Source organism: Tardiphaga sp. 20_F10_N6_6, assembly GCF_052076045.1.
GTDB classification, from domain to species: Bacteria; Pseudomonadota; Alphaproteobacteria; order Rhizobiales; family Xanthobacteraceae; genus Tardiphaga; species Tardiphaga robiniae.
In genome coordinates this window covers 3,400,227-3,415,661 of record NZ_CP197239.1, presented here as the reverse complement: position 1 = coordinate 3,415,661, position 15,435 = coordinate 3,400,227, and the positions used below count along the sequence as shown (strand labels likewise).

15 protein-coding genes are annotated in these 15,435 nt (G+C 62.4%); 9 read left to right on the top strand and 6 right to left on the bottom strand.

Translation table 11 applies throughout. The annotated features are described in order from the left end of the window. Positions 1 to 31 precede the first annotated feature (31 nt). From AB7813_RS16465 to AB7813_RS16450, 4 genes are all read left to right on the top strand, one after another. Positions 32 to 1,201: a nickel/cobalt transporter gene (locus tag AB7813_RS16465; protein WP_439065085.1), complete on the top strand. Its 1,170-nt coding sequence runs from the start codon at positions 32 to 34 to the stop codon at positions 1,199 to 1,201. A 71-nt stretch (positions 1,202 to 1,272) separates the two neighbouring features. Continuing rightward, entirely contained in the window at positions 1,273 to 2,310 is a 1,038-nt protein-coding gene (hemH, locus tag AB7813_RS16460) for a ferrochelatase (protein WP_439065084.1), read from the top strand. 234 nt (positions 2,311 to 2,544) lie between these two features. Beyond that, the gene (locus tag AB7813_RS16455; protein WP_089265787.1) at positions 2,545 to 3,534 is read left to right on the top strand and encodes an SPFH domain-containing protein; all 990 of its coding nucleotides are present in this window, start codon (positions 2,545 to 2,547) and stop codon (positions 3,532 to 3,534) included. A 10-nt stretch (positions 3,535 to 3,544) separates the two neighbouring features. Beyond that, a complete protein-coding gene (locus AB7813_RS16450) occupies positions 3,545 to 3,988 on the top strand; it encodes an NfeD family protein (RefSeq protein WP_093757207.1) in 444 nt (147 codons plus the stop codon). Here the strand turns inward: AB7813_RS16450 and AB7813_RS16445 are convergent, their stop codons facing one another. Continuing rightward, the gene (locus AB7813_RS16445) at positions 3,989 to 4,330 is read right to left on the bottom strand and encodes a winged helix-turn-helix transcriptional regulator (protein ID WP_439065083.1); all 342 of its coding nucleotides are present in this window, start codon (positions 4,328 to 4,330) and stop codon (positions 3,989 to 3,991) included. A gap of 72 nt (positions 4,331 to 4,402) precedes the next feature. Between AB7813_RS16445 and AB7813_RS16440 the strand changes: the two genes are divergently transcribed. Further along, positions 4,403 to 4,951: a carboxymuconolactone decarboxylase family protein gene (locus AB7813_RS16440; protein ID WP_439065082.1), complete on the top strand. Its 549-nt coding sequence runs from the start codon at positions 4,403 to 4,405 to the stop codon at positions 4,949 to 4,951. Between the two features lie 6 nt (positions 4,952 to 4,957). Here the strand turns inward: AB7813_RS16440 and AB7813_RS16435 are convergent, their stop codons facing one another. Further along, positions 4,958 to 5,935 (bottom strand): KpsF/GutQ family sugar-phosphate isomerase, encoded by a 978-nt coding sequence (locus AB7813_RS16435; protein WP_439065908.1) that lies wholly within the window; start codon positions 5,933 to 5,935, stop codon positions 4,958 to 4,960. A 342-nt stretch (positions 5,936 to 6,277) separates the two neighbouring features. On the opposite strand from AB7813_RS16435, the gene AB7813_RS16430 reads away from it, so the two are divergent. After that, positions 6,278 to 7,882 carry an outer membrane beta-barrel protein gene (locus tag AB7813_RS16430; protein ID WP_439065081.1) on the top strand — a complete coding sequence of 535 codons (1,605 nt, stop codon included), beginning with the start codon at positions 6,278 to 6,280 and terminating at the stop codon, positions 7,880 to 7,882. Positions 7,883 to 7,916: 34 nt separating this feature from the next. Here the strand turns inward: AB7813_RS16430 and AB7813_RS16425 are convergent, their stop codons facing one another. Next, positions 7,917 to 8,189 carry a hypothetical protein gene (locus tag AB7813_RS16425; RefSeq protein ID WP_089266229.1) on the bottom strand — a complete coding sequence of 91 codons (273 nt, stop codon included), beginning with the start codon at positions 8,187 to 8,189 and terminating at the stop codon, positions 7,917 to 7,919. A gap of 199 nt (positions 8,190 to 8,388) precedes the next feature. Here AB7813_RS16425 and AB7813_RS16420 point away from each other — a divergent pair, with 199 nt between their 5' ends. Further along, positions 8,389 to 9,885, top strand: a complete 1,497-nt coding sequence (locus AB7813_RS16420) for a sensor domain-containing diguanylate cyclase (RefSeq protein ID WP_439083989.1) — start codon at positions 8,389 to 8,391, stop codon at positions 9,883 to 9,885. Between the two features lie 3 nt (positions 9,886 to 9,888). Here AB7813_RS16420 and AB7813_RS16415 read toward each other — a convergent pair whose 3' ends face one another. Next, a complete protein-coding gene (locus AB7813_RS16415) occupies positions 9,889 to 10,773 on the bottom strand; it encodes a UTP--glucose-1-phosphate uridylyltransferase (RefSeq protein WP_068728967.1) in 885 nt (294 codons plus the stop codon). A gap of 262 nt (positions 10,774 to 11,035) precedes the next feature. Between AB7813_RS16415 and AB7813_RS16410 the strand changes: the two genes are divergently transcribed. Continuing rightward, positions 11,036 to 12,433 carry a lytic murein transglycosylase gene (locus tag AB7813_RS16410; protein WP_439065080.1) on the top strand — a complete coding sequence of 466 codons (1,398 nt, stop codon included), beginning with the start codon at positions 11,036 to 11,038 and terminating at the stop codon, positions 12,431 to 12,433. Positions 12,434 to 12,527: 94 nt separating this feature from the next. Continuing rightward, a complete protein-coding gene (locus tag AB7813_RS16405; RefSeq protein ID WP_115032964.1) occupies positions 12,528 to 13,493 on the top strand; it encodes a Bug family tripartite tricarboxylate transporter substrate binding protein in 966 nt (321 codons plus the stop codon). Positions 13,494 to 13,545: 52 nt separating this feature from the next. Here AB7813_RS16405 and AB7813_RS16400 read toward each other — a convergent pair whose 3' ends face one another. Together AB7813_RS16400 and AB7813_RS16395 are read right to left on the bottom strand one after the other, a co-directional pair. Beyond that, positions 13,546 to 14,433, bottom strand: coding sequence for a TauD/TfdA dioxygenase family protein (locus tag AB7813_RS16400; protein ID WP_439065079.1), 888 nt, complete (start codon positions 14,431 to 14,433; stop codon positions 13,546 to 13,548). Between the two features lie 117 nt (positions 14,434 to 14,550). Next, positions 14,551 to 15,330, bottom strand: a complete 780-nt coding sequence (locus tag AB7813_RS16395) for an SDR family NAD(P)-dependent oxidoreductase (protein ID WP_439065078.1) — start codon at positions 15,328 to 15,330, stop codon at positions 14,551 to 14,553. Between the last annotated feature and the right edge of the window lie 105 nt (positions 15,331 to 15,435).

Here is a 15,435-nt window from a genome sequence, read left to right as displayed (position 1 = left end):
ACGCCTAGACACCGGCATCCGGAAGACGTGGATGGCCGGAACAAGCCCGGCCATGACGAGCGGATGGAGTGTCGTTCTTGTTTGTGCGGTAGTGCTGGTCGTCGCCGCCATGACCGACGCTTCGCTGCATCACGCTCTCGCGCAGAATCCGTTCGGTGCGCCGAAGGGCGTGCCGGACTCGCAGGTCGGCGGCATCATCGGCTGGTTGCTCACCAAGCAGTCCGAATTCTACCGGGCGATGTCGGCGACCATCCGTGCCGCAAAGTCCGACGGCAGCGCCGTGTGGACGCTGCTGGCGATTTCCTTTGCTTACGGCATCTTCCACGCCGCCGGCCCAGGGCACGGCAAAGCGGTGATCTCGTCCTATCTGGTCGCCAATGAAGAGACCGCCAAGCGCGGTATCATATTGTCCTTCGTCTCGGCGCTGATGCAGGCGCTGGTGGCGGTGTTGATCGTGGGCATTGGCGCATGGCTGCTGAATGTCACGGCGAAGACCATGTGCAGCACCGAGCGCTGGGTGGAAATTGCGAGCTACGGCCTAATCGCGGCATTCGGCGCGCGGCTGGTCTGGAGCAAGGGGCGCGGCTTTGTCCGCGCCTTGCGACCGTCGCTGCCGGCCGCCGGCCCGCAGCTCGCGATGGCGCATGCTAGTGCGTCCGCGCATTCCCACGATCATGGCCATGACCACCATCACCACGAGCACGCTCACGGCCACGCGCATGCTCATGCGCACGCGCATTCGGCTCATGCCGAGGCGACGGCTTCAGCACATGCGCATCATGACGACAGTCATCATGATCACGTTCATGACGAGCATTGCGGCCATTCCCACGGTCCGACGCCTGATCAGCTCGCAGGCCCCGGTGGCTGGGCGCGCGGACTGTCGGCGGTGTTCACGGTGGGCATCCGGCCGTGTTCCGGCGCGATCCTCGTGCTGGTCTTCGCGCTGGCGCAGGGCATGTTCTGGGCCGGCATCGCTGCGACTTTCGTGATGGGCCTGGGAACCGCGATCACCGTGGCAACCATTGCCGTCATCGCCGTTTCCGCCAAGGGCCTCGCCCGCCGTCTGGCTGGTGGGCGCGACGGCAGCGGCGCGCTGGTGATGCGGGGGATCGAGTTCGGCGCGGCGGCGCTGGTGATGCTGTTCGGCGTTGGCCTGCTGCTGGGCTATGTCGCGGCCGAACGCGTCACCTGTTTCTGATCGCTGTCCTGCCCTGATGGACAGTCCGTCGTCTTGACAAGGTCCAGCCAAAGCGCGAAGCCACCGGCATCATGACAAATGTCGTTTCCCTCGAGCAGCCACTGGCCTCCACCCTGGAGATACCGGAACGCGTCGGCGTCTTGCTGGTCAATCTCGGAACTCCCGACACGGCGGATACCCGCGGCGTGCGCGTCTATCTCAGAGAGTTCCTGTCCGATCCGCGCGTGATCGAGAACCAGGGCCTGCTGTGGAAGCTGATCCTCAATGGCATCATCCTGACCACGCGGCCGCGCCGCAAGGCCAAGGACTATCTGAAGATCTGGAACACGGAGAAGAACGAGTCTCCGCTGAAGACGATCACGCGTGCGCAGTCCGACAAGCTCGCAGCCTCGCTCGATAGTCATACACATCTCGTGGTGGACTGGGCGATGCGCTACGGCAATCCCTCCATCCGCTCCCGCATTGCCGAGCTGACTGCAAAGGGCTGCGACCGCATTCTGGTGGTGCCGCTCTATCCGCAATATTCGGCGGCGACCTCTGCGACCGTTTGCGACGAAGTGTTCCGCGTGCTCGGCACCATGCGGGCGCAGCCGACGCTGCGGGTCACACCGCCTTATTATGATGAGCCGGATTATATCGGCGCGCTGGCGACCTCGATCGAGAAGCATCTGGCGACGCTGTCATTCGTGCCGGAAATGATCGTGGCGTCGTTCCACGGCATGCCGCAGAAATACATCGACAAGGGCGACCCTTATCAGGCGCAATGCGTGGCCACGACCGAAGCGCTGCGCAAACGGCTTGGGCCGGATGCGCCGAAGCTGCTGCTGACCTTCCAGTCCCGTTTCGGCTTCGATGCCTGGCTTCAGCCCTATACGGACAAGACCATCGAGCAGCTCGCTAAGGACGGCGTGCGTCGCATTGCCGTCGTAATGCCTGGCTTCTCGGCCGACTGCCTGGAGACGCTGGAAGAAATCGCGCAGGAGAATTGCGAGATCTTCATGCACAATGGCGGCGAGCAATTCTCTGCGATCCCCTGCCTCAACGACAGCGACGAGGGCATGGACACGATCCGCCAGCTTGTGCTGCGCGAGCTGCAGGGCTGGATCTAAGGGCGCTCCAACCCATCCACGTCATTGCGAGCGCAGCGAAGCAATCCAGAAGCCACAAGCGAAGACTGGATTGCTTCGTCGCAAGGGCTCCTCGCAATGACGGCTGAGAGGTCCGTGGCTCGTGATCACGTCGGCGCTCTCGCTTTTCCCGATTTCGAACCTTAAAATCCTCCACGCCGACAAAACAACGAGGCGCCATATGTTGCGCGTCCATTTTGCCGCAGGGAGACTTTGATGTCCGGTTACGACATTTTCGCCATCGCCGTTGTACTGCTGATCATCTTCACGCTGTTTGCCGGCGTGAAGACCGTGCCGCAGGGCTATGACTGGACCATCGAACGCTTCGGCAAATTCACCCGCACGCTGTCGCCAGGCCTCAACCTCATCATCCCTTATTTCGACCGCGTCGGTCGCAAGATGAACATGATGGAGCAGGTGATCAGCATCCCCGAGCAGGAAGTGATCACCAAGGACAACGCCACCGTCACCGTGGACGGCGTCGCGTTCTTCCAGGTGTTCGACGCGGCCAAGGCAAGCTACGAAGTGTCCGACCTCAATCAGGCGATCATCGTGCTGACCATGACCAACATCCGTTCGGTAATGGGCTCGATGGATCTCGATCAGGTGCTGTCGCATCGTGACGAGATCAATGAGCGGCTGCTGCGCGTCGTCGATGCCGCGGTGTCGCCATGGGGCCTCAAGGTCAACCGCATCGAGATCAAGGACATCGTGCCGCCGGCCGATCTGGTCGAGGCTATGGGCCGGCAGATGAAGGCCGAGCGTGTCAAGCGCGCCGATATTCTGCAGGCTGAGGGTCAGCGCCAGTCGGAAATTCTCCGTGCCGAAGGTGCCAAGCAGGGCCAGATCCTGCAGGCCGAAGGTCGCCGCGAGGCTGCGTTCCGTGACGCCGAGGCACGCGAGCGTTCCGCAGAGGCCGAAGCCAACGCAACGCGGGTGGTGTCGGAGGCGATTTCGAAGGGTGACGTTGCGGCGCTGAACTACTTCATCGCCGACAAATACATCAAGGCGTTCGGCCAGCTTGCGGAATCGCCGAACCAGAAGGTCATCATGCTGCCGGTGGAAGCCATGAGCATGCTGGGCTCGCTGGCCGGTATCGGCGAGATCGCCAAGGCGACCTTCGGCGAGAACTCGACCTCGGCCCAGGCTGCCGCGCGCCGCAGCGGATCAGTGCCGCCGGCGGGTACAACGCCGCCGCGCAGCTAGGGATTTCGCAATGGCCGAAATGTTCGTCACTTTGGGCAGCTGGAACTGGCTGATCTTTGGCGTGCTGCTGATGGCGCTGGAGCTGCTGGCGCCCGGCGTCTTCATGTTCTGGCTCGGGCTGTCCGCATTCCTCGTCGGCGTGCTGTCCTTCATCGTCACGCCGTCCTGGCAAGTGCAGATCCTGCTGTTCGGATTGTTCGCGCTGGCAGCCGTCCCGCTGTGGCGACGGATTGCGCGCCAGAAGCCCGGCGCCAATCCGAATCCGTTCCTCAACAAGCGCTCCGATGCGCTGGTCGGGCGTGTCTGCACGCTGGATCGACCGATCATCGACGGCGAGGGCATCGTGCGCATTGACGACACGGTCTGGCGCGTCAGTGGCCCGGATACGCCGGCAGGCACCAAGGTGAAGATTGTGAAGGCGGACGGAGCGAGCCTGACGGTGGATGTGGCTTGATCAGTCGGCGGCAAGCGATTTGCTCCACCGCTCCGCAAAATGATGCAGTGGCAGGAAGGTGTCCTGCAACTCCCGGCCCGTATCCGTCAGCCCATAGCCGTCGGGCCGCAGCGCGATCAGACCCGCGTCTCTGAGATCGCTCAGGCGTGCCTGCAGAACGGTAGGGGACGCGTCGTCGCAAGCCTCGCGCAGCGCTCGTGAGGTCAGGGAGTGCTCACGCAACTCCCAAAGAATGCGCAGCGTCCAGCGCCGGCCTAGCAGGTCGAGCAGCGCCATGATCGGTCGGCCGGTCGTCGAGCCGCGCACGGCGCGTCTGGGCTGCTTGGAAACGGACTTTGCCATCACATTCTCTCTTGCAGGTCGCTACAGAATATGTAGCATATCGCTACGATTATAGTAGCGCAGGAGTTGGGCATGTCACGCATCGCGCCGCTGCAGCCGCCTTATGCTTCCGATATTCAGACGCAATTCGATGCGATCATGCGCGGGGCGCCGCCGCTGATGCTGTTTCGCGTGATCGCCGGTCATCCGAGGGCATGGAGCAAATTTCGCGCAGCTGGCCTGCTTGATCGCGGACCGCTGTCGCTGCGGGAGCGCGAGATTGTCATAGATCGCACCTGCGCACTGACCGGATGCGAATATGAATGGGGCGTCCATGTCGCGACCTTTGCAGACGCGGCGAAACTGACGGAAGCTGAGGTGAAGGCGACCGTTGACGGTGACTCACAGGCGACATGCTGGTCGTCAGCGGAACAAGCTCTGATCGCGGCAGTCGATGCGCTGCATCACCGCGCCACGCTCAGCGATGAGGAGTTCAAGACGCTGGCCGCTCACTACGATGACGCGAAAATCTTCGAGATCATCCTGCTGTGTGGATTCTATCGTACGGTGTCGTACATCGCGAACGGCTTGGCATTGCCACTCGAAGCGAATGCGGCAAGGTTCCTGCGAACTGCCAGCTAACGTGGCTTACGCCACGCCCGCCCGTAGCAGATCGTGCAGATGCACGATGCCGACGGGCTTTCTGGCGTCCGTCACCAGCAGCGCGGTGATCTTCGACGAGTTGAGGATTTCCAGCGCCTCGCCGGCGAGCAGGTCGCGGCTGATGGTCTTGGGATTCTTGGTCATGACTTCATCGACCGAGACCGTCATCAGGTCGGCGCGCATGTGACGGCGGAGATCGCCGTCGGTGACGATGCCGACCACATGGCCGTTGCCATCGGTGATGCCGACGCAGCCAAATCCCTTCGAGGACATTTCCACCAGCGCATCGGACATCTTGGTGCCGAGCGGCTTGAGCGGCACGGCGTCGCCTGAATGCATGAGGTCGCGGGTGTATTTCAGCATTGCGCCGAGCTTGCCTCCGGGGTGCAGCACGCTGAAATCCACCGACGTAAAGCCACGGCCTTCCAGCAGCGCGATCGCCAGCGCATCGCCCATCGCCAGCATCATCAGCGACGATGTCGTGGGCGCGAGATTATGCGGGCAGGCCTCGCGCGCCTTCGGCAGCGTCAGCGCGACATCGGCGGCCTCGGCCAGCGTCGAGGTGGCTTCGGAGGTGATCGCGATCACGCCGATCCTGAAACGCTTGGCATAGGTGATGAGGTTCTTCATTTCCGGCTGCTCGCCGGACCACGACAGCGCCATGATGACGTCGTCGGGCGTGATCATGCCGAGATCGCCATGGCTGGCTTCGGCGGCATGGACGAAGAAGGCAGGTGTTCCGGTCGAGGCGAAGGTCGCGGCGATCTTGCGGCCAATATGGCCGGACTTGCCGAGGCCGGTGATGATCAGGCGGCCCTTCGCCTTGAGGATCAGGTCGGCGGCGGCGACGAAGGCCGGGCCAAGGTCGGATTGCAGCGCGGTGGCCAGCGCGGTGACGCCGCTGGCTTCGGCCTCCAGCGTACGCAGCGCAGAGGCAATCGCTTCAATGGCCTGATCGCTCATCGCTGCCGTCGTTTTCGTCGGAAGGCCGGGTGTCTTGGAGAGGGGCATCAATCGCATCCTGGGGCCGTAAATTGTCCGGCTGTGTCGCCGTCCTCTTAGCACGGCTGGGCCTGCCTGGCGAAACCCCGCCGATGCGATCTCAACGGGCCATTAACCATAAGCGTTTTAACTCCCTTAACCATGAGTTGTCGCGCGCGCCTCCGGCGTCGCTCTTGGTGGATTTTGTAAGATTTTGATAGTGTTGGAGTTTTTCTGATCGTGAGGATGGGTCGAGTACGCGACCGCCGCAACCGCGCCTGGGCCAACGGCGCGGTTTCGGCATGTCTGTGCCTGAGCCTCCTCATGCCATCTCCGGCATTCTCGCAAGCATTGACGTCAGACCTGCTGGCGCCGGTCCCGGGCGGCTTCGTGTCACCGCAGAACCTGCCGACACGCCGGACGACGGATGCGCCGCTCCAGCCAAATGGAACGCTGCAGACCAGCCAGCTATCGCCGGATCGCATCCCGCAGTCGATCATCACGCCGCCGATGCCCGCCGCATCGGGCGCCGCCGGCACCGGATTCGATGCGCTCAACCGCAAGCGCAAGCAGATCAAATATTATCCGGGCGCGAAGAAGCCGAAGCCGCCAGTGGGGCCTGGCAGCCCGCCGCCGCCGCTGGTGCCCGAAACGCGGCCGTCACCGCCATCGGCCAAGGCCGCCAAGCCTCCCGTCGCCCCATCGGTTGCCGGCACGGTGGTAGGTCAGCCGCCGCGCCGGCGATTGCCGATTGATCCCGATCCTTATGCCCCGACCGGCGTGCGCGTCGGCAGCTTTCTCGTGAAGTCAGCCGTGGAAATCTATGGCGGTTTCGACAACAATCCGGCGCGTTTCGTGCAGCCGAAGGGGTCGTCGTTCTACAAGGTCGCGCCGGAGCTGCTGGCCGCAACCGACTGGACGCGGCACTCGATCATCGTGGATCTGCGCGGATCCTTCACCGGCTATGAGAAACAGTTTCCCGCAGCGCCATTCCAGACTTCGCCGGCACCCGAAAATGTCGATCGCGCCGAATTCAACGGCAAGATCGCCGGTCGTCTCGATGTCGCCCGCGACCTGCGCGTTAACAGCGAAATGCGTATGCGGGTCGGCGCGGATAATCCGGGCAGCCCGAACATTCAGGCCGGCTTGAAGGAGTTCCCGCTGTTCACGACGACTGGTGGGTCGCTCGGGGTCGAGAAGGACTTCAACCGCCTTCAGATCAAGGTCGATGGTCTCGTCGATCGCACCGTCTATCAGGATTCGAAACTGACCGACGGCACCCAGACCAACAACAATGACCGTAATTTCAATCAGTATGGCGGCGTCGGCCGCGCCACCTATGAAGTGCTGCCGGGTCTGAAGCCGTTCGCCGAAGTCCAGGGCGATGTCCGTGTGCACGACGATCGGGCGGATCGCTTCGGCTATCTCCGCGATTCCAGCGGCGGCTATATCAAGGCCGGCACGACGTTTGAATTCACGCGTCTGCTGACGGGCGAAGCCTCAATCGGTTATGCAGCGCGCAGCTATACGGATACGCGGCTGGAGGTTCTCAAGGGCCTGCTGACGTCAGCGTCGCTGATCTGGACGGCCACACCGCTGACGACCGCGAAATTCGTTTCGACCACGTCGATCGACGAGACCACCGTTCCCGGCGTTCCCGGCATTCTCACGCGCACCTATACGGTCGAGGTCAATCACGACTTCCGGCGCTGGCTGACGGCCACGGGCAAGTTCACTTACGTGACGCAGGATTATCAGGAAAACTTCCGCTTCGATAAGATCTACTCGCTGCAGGGTGATCTCGTTTACAAGCTGAACCGTGAAATCCAGCTCAAGGCTCAGGTGCGCCGCGATATCCTGGATTCAAACATCCTTGGCGCGAGCACGGCCTCGACCGTGGTGATGCTGGGCGTGAGACTGCAGCGATAGCGGTCAAAAATCGCTGGGCGCCACGTCGCTCGTCCTAATTCCACTTCCGCATGAACTTGGCCGTCTTCCGGCGAAATTTTACACCGGAGCCATCGGGCAATCGGATGGCGATGAAGCCGGCTGCGATACAGGCCTCGCGCTGCGGCATGTGCTCATCGGGCGCGCGCTCGGTCTCCCACCACGAGGCCCGGTGCGACGCGCGCGGCAGCGCGTCGTCGATGATCTCCTCGATCGCATCCATGCTCAGCACGAATTCGTCCTTGGTCTGGCTGGCCAGGTAGGCGCGGAGCAGGTCGTAGTCAGGCACGGAATTGTCCTCGGTATAATCTCGCAAACGTCATACGCGCCCGCGCGATCAGGCGCTACAGCGCGATTTCGGTAAATCGACATCGGAAGTGCGTCATCCGAGCATTTTCCGCAACCGTTCGTTAACGCCGTGTGGAACCCAAAGCCGGTACTTAAGCGCTCGGCAAGCATTCGCGTGCGATCCGTGGGGTACGGAGCACATGATGAAGTCGGGGAATGCAAGCACGGGAATTCGACGCTGGCCGTTATCGGCCAAGCTGTTGATTCTGTCGTCGCTGGTCACGATCATTGGCTTTTCGGCCGTTTGCGGCACTGTGATGCTCGATATGCGCCGCGGCGAGGAAGCGCTCGCGCGACAGACTGCCGAGAACCTCGCCACCTCCATCGATTCTGATATAGGTCGAACTGTTGAACAATACGATCTGTCGTTGCGCGCTGTCATTTCCGGCATCAATACGCCCGAGATCGACAAGCTGAGCAAGGAAATGCGCCAGCTGATCCTGTTCGACAATGCGGCATCAGCGCGCCAGTTCGCATCCATCCAGGTGTTCGATGCGCATGGCGATCTTATCATCGATGCGGCATCGCTCGATCCTGCCAAGCAGAGCAGTGCCGACGAAGAGTTCTTCAAGGTACACAAGTTCGACGGCGAGCGCGGGCTCTATGTCAGCAAACCGATGCTGCACCGGGGCGCGTATTCCGTCGTGCTGAGCCGCCGCATCACCGACGTCGATGGCAATTTTGCCGGCGTCGTCGCGGGTGCCATCCGGTTCGCCTACTTTCATGATCTGTTCGGCCGCTTGCGGCTGAACAAGGACGACAACATCACAGTGATCCGCCGCGACGGCGTCGTCATCATGCGTACGCCGTTCGATCTCGACGTGGTCGGCAGGGATCTGAGCAAGACCCCCGGCGTGATGCGGGCGCTGAGCCGGTCCAACGGGTCGTATTCGGGCGTCGGTGTCGTTGACCAGATCGAGCGCCTCTATGTGTGGCGCGACAGCGGTCGGCCGTTGCTCGTGATCGTCGGCCGGCCGTGGGCCGGCATCTACAGTCTGTGGTATCAGCAGGCGATCAAGATCGGCGGCATCATGCTGGCGCTGATTATCTTCATCACCGCGGTGACACTGTTCCTGGCGCGCGAAATAGGCCGCCGCGCGCACGCAGAGCACAAGCTTGAAGAACTGGCCACGACCGATGGCCTCACTGGGCTGCGCAATCGCCGCAAATTCGATGCGGCGATGGAGCTGGAATGGCGTCGCGCCATCAGGCATTCACGGCCGATGGCACTGCTGTTGATCGACGCCGACCATTTCAAGTTTTTCAACGACAGCTTCGGTCATCAATCCGGAGACACTGCCCTGATCGCGATCGCGAATTGCATCGCAGGAGCGGCGAAGCGGGCCGGCGACTGTGCCGCGCGCTATGGCGGGGAAGAGTTCGCCGTGCTGCTGCCCGGTGCGACCGTGCAGGATGCCTATGAGGTTGCCGAAACCATTCGACGTCGCGTCGAACAGGTGCCGGCCGATCCTGCGATGCTCACGGTCAGCATCGGCGTCGCCAGCGTGAAGCCGCTGGTGACGATGGAGTGGACGGGACTGGTCGAAGCTGCCGACAAGGCGCTCTATGCGGCGAAGGCCGCAGGCCGCAACCAGTGTGTCATCGCAGGCGATGCGCACCAGGCGATTGCAGCCTAGCGCTTACTCTCCGAGGTAACGCAGCATTTCGGCGCGCAGACCTTCGCGCAGATCGGGGCGTTGCAGGCCGAACGCGATATTGGCGCGCAGGAAGCCGGACTTCGAACCGCAATCGTGCCGCTCGCCTTCGAATTCCACGCCGTAGAACGACTGGCTCTTGGCGAGGCCGATCATCGCATCGGTGAGCTGGATTTCGCCACCTGCGCCGCGCTCCTGGGTCTCCAAAATTTTGAATATCTCCGGCTGCAGGATGTAGCGGCCGGTAATCGAAAGGTTGGACGGCGCGGTGCCCTTCGGGGGTTTCTCGACCATGCCGTCGATGGTGAAAGCGGCTTCGTGAGTTGGGTGGCGCTCGCCGACACCGCAGATGCCGTATTGATGCGTCATGTCCATCGGGACTTCCTCGACGGCAACGAGGTTGGACTTTTCGCCAAGCGCTCCCGCGATATCGACCATCTGCTTCAGGCAGCCCGGGGAATTCAGCACCAGTTCGTCCGGCAGCACCACGGCGAAGGGCTCATTGCCGACGATATCGCGGGCACACCACACAGCATGGCCAAGCCCGAGCGGCGCCTGCTGGCGCGTGAAGCTCATGGCGCCGGCGGCAGGCTGGGACAGCGCCAGCTGTTCGATCTCGGCAGACTTGTTGCGGCTCTTGAGTGTCTCGTCGAGCTCGAACATGCGGTCGAAGTGATCTTCGATGATGCCCTTGTTGCGGCCGGTAACGAAGATGAAATGCTCGATGCCGGCCTCGCGGGCTTCGTCGACCACATATTGGATCAACGGCCGATCGACGATGGTCAGCATTTCCTTCGGCATCGCCTTGGTGGCGGGAAGGACGCGGGTGCCGAGGCCGGCGACCGGAAAAACGGCTTTGCGAATTTTCATCAGGGGACTTTGCAATGACCTTGGAGGGGAACGACGCAGGCAGGCCAACGAAGATTGCGCCTGCTGGTTCCGTTTGCAACCGGGAACAAAGGCGGATGTGTGGTGCCGGGCTACATGTCTGCAATTATCCTTTCTGCCGCGCGGCACGTTCGCCCAGCCAGGCAAAACTGGAATAGTGTTAAGCTGATGGAAACCCTCGCCGGGCCTCCTGTCATGCCACAGTCATGACCAAATTCCGGTCAGATTCCCGAGATGGATAGTGATGAAATCTGCGACGAAGATGGCGCGTAGCCTGACATGCGGTGTAGCTGCGCTCGGCGCAGTTTTGCTTACGGCAGCCCTGCCCGTGGCGGCGCAGGCGCAGAGCAAGAGCGGCCCTTTCAGCCTGTTCGACAATATCTTTAGCGGATCGTCGCAGACCCAGGACCCGCCGCCACAGGCGGCACTGCCCGGCGCGCCCGGAGCGCAGCCCTGGAGCGGCGAGAACGGCGCATCCGGCCATCCGCTGATGACTGCACAGGCAATCCGCGAGGCCGCTGGTAATTTCGACAACTGCATTGCCGGACTGTGGCCTGATGCCGCACGCCGCGGCATCTCGCAGGACAGCTATCAGCGTTTCACCGCCGGGCTGACGCCGGATCTGCGAATCATGGACCTGATGGATTCGCAGCCGGAATTCACCAAGGCGATCTGGGACTATCTCGACATCCTGGTGAACGACAACCGGATGGCCAAGGGCCGTGAGGTGCTGGCGCAGTACAAGACGATCTTCGATGCGGCCGAGAAGGCTTACGGCGTCGATCGCTACATCGTCGCGTCGATCTGGGGCATCGAGTCGAACTACTCGACGATGATCGGCGATCGCAGTGTGCTGCGCTCGACGGCGACGCTAGCCTGCGTCGGCCGCCGCCAGGCCTATTTCAAGGACGAGTTTCTGGTTGCTCTGGAAATCCTGCATCGCGGCGATCTGAGGCCTGAACAGATGCGCGGCTCTTGGGCCGGCGCATTCGGCCCGACCCAGTTCATGCCGACCGCGTTCAAACGCTTTGCGGTGGACGGCGACGGCGATGGTCGCCGTGACGTGGTGGACAACCCGACCGATCTGATTTTCTCGACCGCCAACAACCTGAAAAAGGATGGCTGGCAGAGCGGTCAGACCTGGGGCTACGAAGTCGTGGTTCCACAGGGCTTCAACTACATGCTGGCCGACAAGGCCAAGGCGATGACGCTGCCGCAATGGGAGCAGCTTGGCCTCAAGCGGGCGAACAACCAGCCGTTCCCGCGCATGACAGAAAAGGCCTATCTACTCGCGCCCGCCGGTTCGCAGGGGCCGGGCTTCCTGATGCTGACGAATTTCCGCGTCATCATGAAATACAATCCGGCCGAGGCCTATGCGATGGCCATCGGCCATTTTGCCGATCGGTTGCGCGGCGGTCCGCCTTTCGTGCAGCCATGGCCGCGTCAGGAGCGCGTGCTATCCCGCGCAGAACGGCTTGAGCTGCAGCAGCTGCTGACGCAGCGCGGCTTCTACAAGGGCACGCCGGACGGCCAGTTCGGCGGCCAGACCCGTGAAGCCTTGCGCAATTTCCAGGCCTCCGTCGGCGCGCCTGCTGATGGGTTTGCATCATCGGAGATGCTGGATCGGCTCCGGGTGAGATAAGCGCCCTGCGCAGAGGGCCATAGCGCATAACATTATACCGCAGTGCAGCATGCGTGTTAGGCTGCTCCCCTTGATGCATTCTTGGGGACTATCGATGTTGAACAGGCGCACGCTGCTGGCCGGGTTGTCGGCAAGCCTTCTTCCATTTCAGGCTAAAGCGGCGTGGCCGGAACGGTCCATCACCCTGCTGCACGGTTTCGCGCCGGGCGGCGGCACCGACGCAACCTCGCGTGTGCTCGCCGAAGGTCTGTCGAAAATTCTCGGCCAGACCGTGGTGGTCGAAACCAAGCCCGGCGCCGGCACGACGCTCGCCGGGGCGCAGCTCGCCCGCTCGGCGCCCGACGGCTACACGATCTCGCTGATCACCGCGACCTATGGCGCGTCGTCGGCCTTCTACAAGAGCCTGCCTTACAAGCCGGTCGATGACCTCAAGGGTATCTGCCAGGTCTCCGAAGCGCCCTACATGTTCTCGTGTAATGCGGACGCGCCCTTCAAGAATCTCGCCGAGTTGATCGCTTCTGCAAAGAAGCAGCCGGACAAGCCGCTCACTTACGGCACGCCCGGTGTCGGCTCGGGCCCGCATCTGATCGTCGAGCAGATCGGGCAGTTGGCCGGCGTGAAGTTTCAGCACATTCCGTTTCGCGGCGGCGCTCAGGCCGTTGTCGAAGTCCTCGCGGGGCGCATCGACTTCATGGTCGATCCGCCGATCTCGATGATCGAGCAGATCAAGGCCGGCAAGTTCCGCGCACTCGCGGTGACGACGGCTGAACGCTTCCCGTCTTTCCCCGATATTCCCACCGTGGCCGAAGCGGGCTTTCCCGGTTACGCCGCGCCGGGCTGGTACAGCCTCGTTGGCCCGGTCGGCCTTCCCGACGACGTCGTGGCAAAGTTGAACGCTGCGACGGTCACACTGCTCAAGGATGAGAGCGTGAAGGAGCGGCTGCTGTCGCTCGGTAGCCAGGCTAAGGCCTCGCAGCCGAAGGAGGTCATCGATCTCCTCGCCTCCGACGTGAAGCGCTGGAGCGAGGTGCTGGAGAAGGCAAAGATCGAGCGGATCTAGAACGCACACGGGCGTGCCGCATCGTGCGGCGCGCCTGTCTTTGAACGGCAGGTTATTCCGCCGCCTGCTGCGCCACCGTCGGCGCATTGCCGGCGACTGTGGCCCGGCGCATGTCGCGCGGCTGCGACTGGTCGTAGCGGCGGACGCGATGCATGGTCTGGCGATTGTCCCACATCACGAGATCATGCAGCGTCCATTTGTGGACATGGACGAATTGCGGCTGCGTGGCGTGCTCGTTGAGATCGCGTAACAATACGCGGGCTTCGGGCACCGACATGCCCTGGATCGCGCCGGCATGCGACGACAGATACAGCGACTTCCGGCCATGCACCGGATGGGTGCGCACCAGCCGTTGCAGCACCGGCTTGAACATCTCTTTTTCTTCGTCGGTGTAGTCGAGAAAGCCGAGCGCGCCGCGCGACGTCATCAGCGAGTGTTCGCAGATCATGTCCTCGATCTCGGCCTTGGCATCACCGTCGAGCGCATCATAGGCCGCGCGCATGTCGGCGAATTCGGTATTGCCACCCTTCGGGTTGACCACGCGCGCCGACAGTAGCGAGAATTTTGCGGGGATAGGCCGGAAGGAACTGTCGGAGTGCCACAGGCAGTTGCCGAGATTGAACAGGTGTGCCCGGCTGTCTTTCGGCAGCGGCTTGCCGTCCTTGCCGAGATTGGATACGTCGGCGAGACCCGATGTCAGCCGGTAGTCTTCCTTCTTGGTGACGGAGCCGCCTTTTCGATTCTCGCGCTCACCGAAATTCTGTGCGAAAGCGAGTTGCTGTTCGTCGGTGATATCCTGCTTGGGGAATATCAGAACAGCGTAGTTATCCATGCCGCGCTCGATGGCAGCGGCGTCATCGGGGCTGATGGGCTTGGTCAGATCGACGCCGGTCACTTCGCCGACGAACAAGGGATGTAGTTTGCGGATCGTCACGGGCATTGCAGATTTCCTCCGTGTGGAATGGTTGACCCATTCGATTGCGGCTTCCGATCATGCTAGGCCGCTTGAGAAAAATGCTACGCCCGTGCGGACTGATGTCAATCGGCGCGAATGCAGTTACGCATTGCGTGCCATGAGGCCGCCGTCGACTGGGATCACCGCGCCTGTGATATAGGACGCGGCAGGCAGGCACAGGCTTAGCGTCATATGCGCGACTTCTTCCGGCTCTCCGTAGCGGCGCAGAACGGTGCGGCGCTTGGCGAAGATCACCTTGTGTTCTTCGCTGATGGGTTCGGTGATCCCCGTCGTGATCGGGCCGGGACAGATGCAATTCACTGTGATGCCGTCGCGGCCGAGTTCCACCGCGAGCGAGCGCGTGAGGCCGGTAACGCCGGCCTTCGCCGCGGAATAGGGACTGTGCAGTGCGGTGGCGCCGAGCGCTTCGGTGGACGCGATGTTGACGATCCGCGGCGAGGGCGATTTGCGCAGGTGCGGCAGCGCGGCGCGGACGATGCGCTGGTGCGAGGTCAGCATCACCGCGATGGCGCGATCCCACGCGGCGTCATAGCCGTCCTGGTCGATCGCGGTGGAAACTGAGATGCCGGCATTGTTGACGATGATATCGAGACTCCCGAAATGCGCGGCGACGTCGCTGACCACTGTGCGGATGCGATCGGGATCGGCAACGTCGAGCGTCCATGCGTGTGCGCTGCCGCCGCCTGATGTGATCGCATCCGACACTGCGGCAATCCCGTCCGCCGAAATATCCGTGACGGCAACATTGGCGCCTTCGTCGCCGAACACGCGCGCCGTCGCGCGGCCCATGCCGCTTGCAGCGCCGGTGACGAGAACTGTGAGGCCGCGCACCGAGCGGCTGAGTTGTTTGAAATCCGACAAGGCATCCTCCGAATTTTGCGCCTTCATGATGAGGCTTGATTGAAGGCTTGCACCGATCGCGGGCGCGGTCAAACATGCGTCGATAAAATCAAGAAGGATAATCAG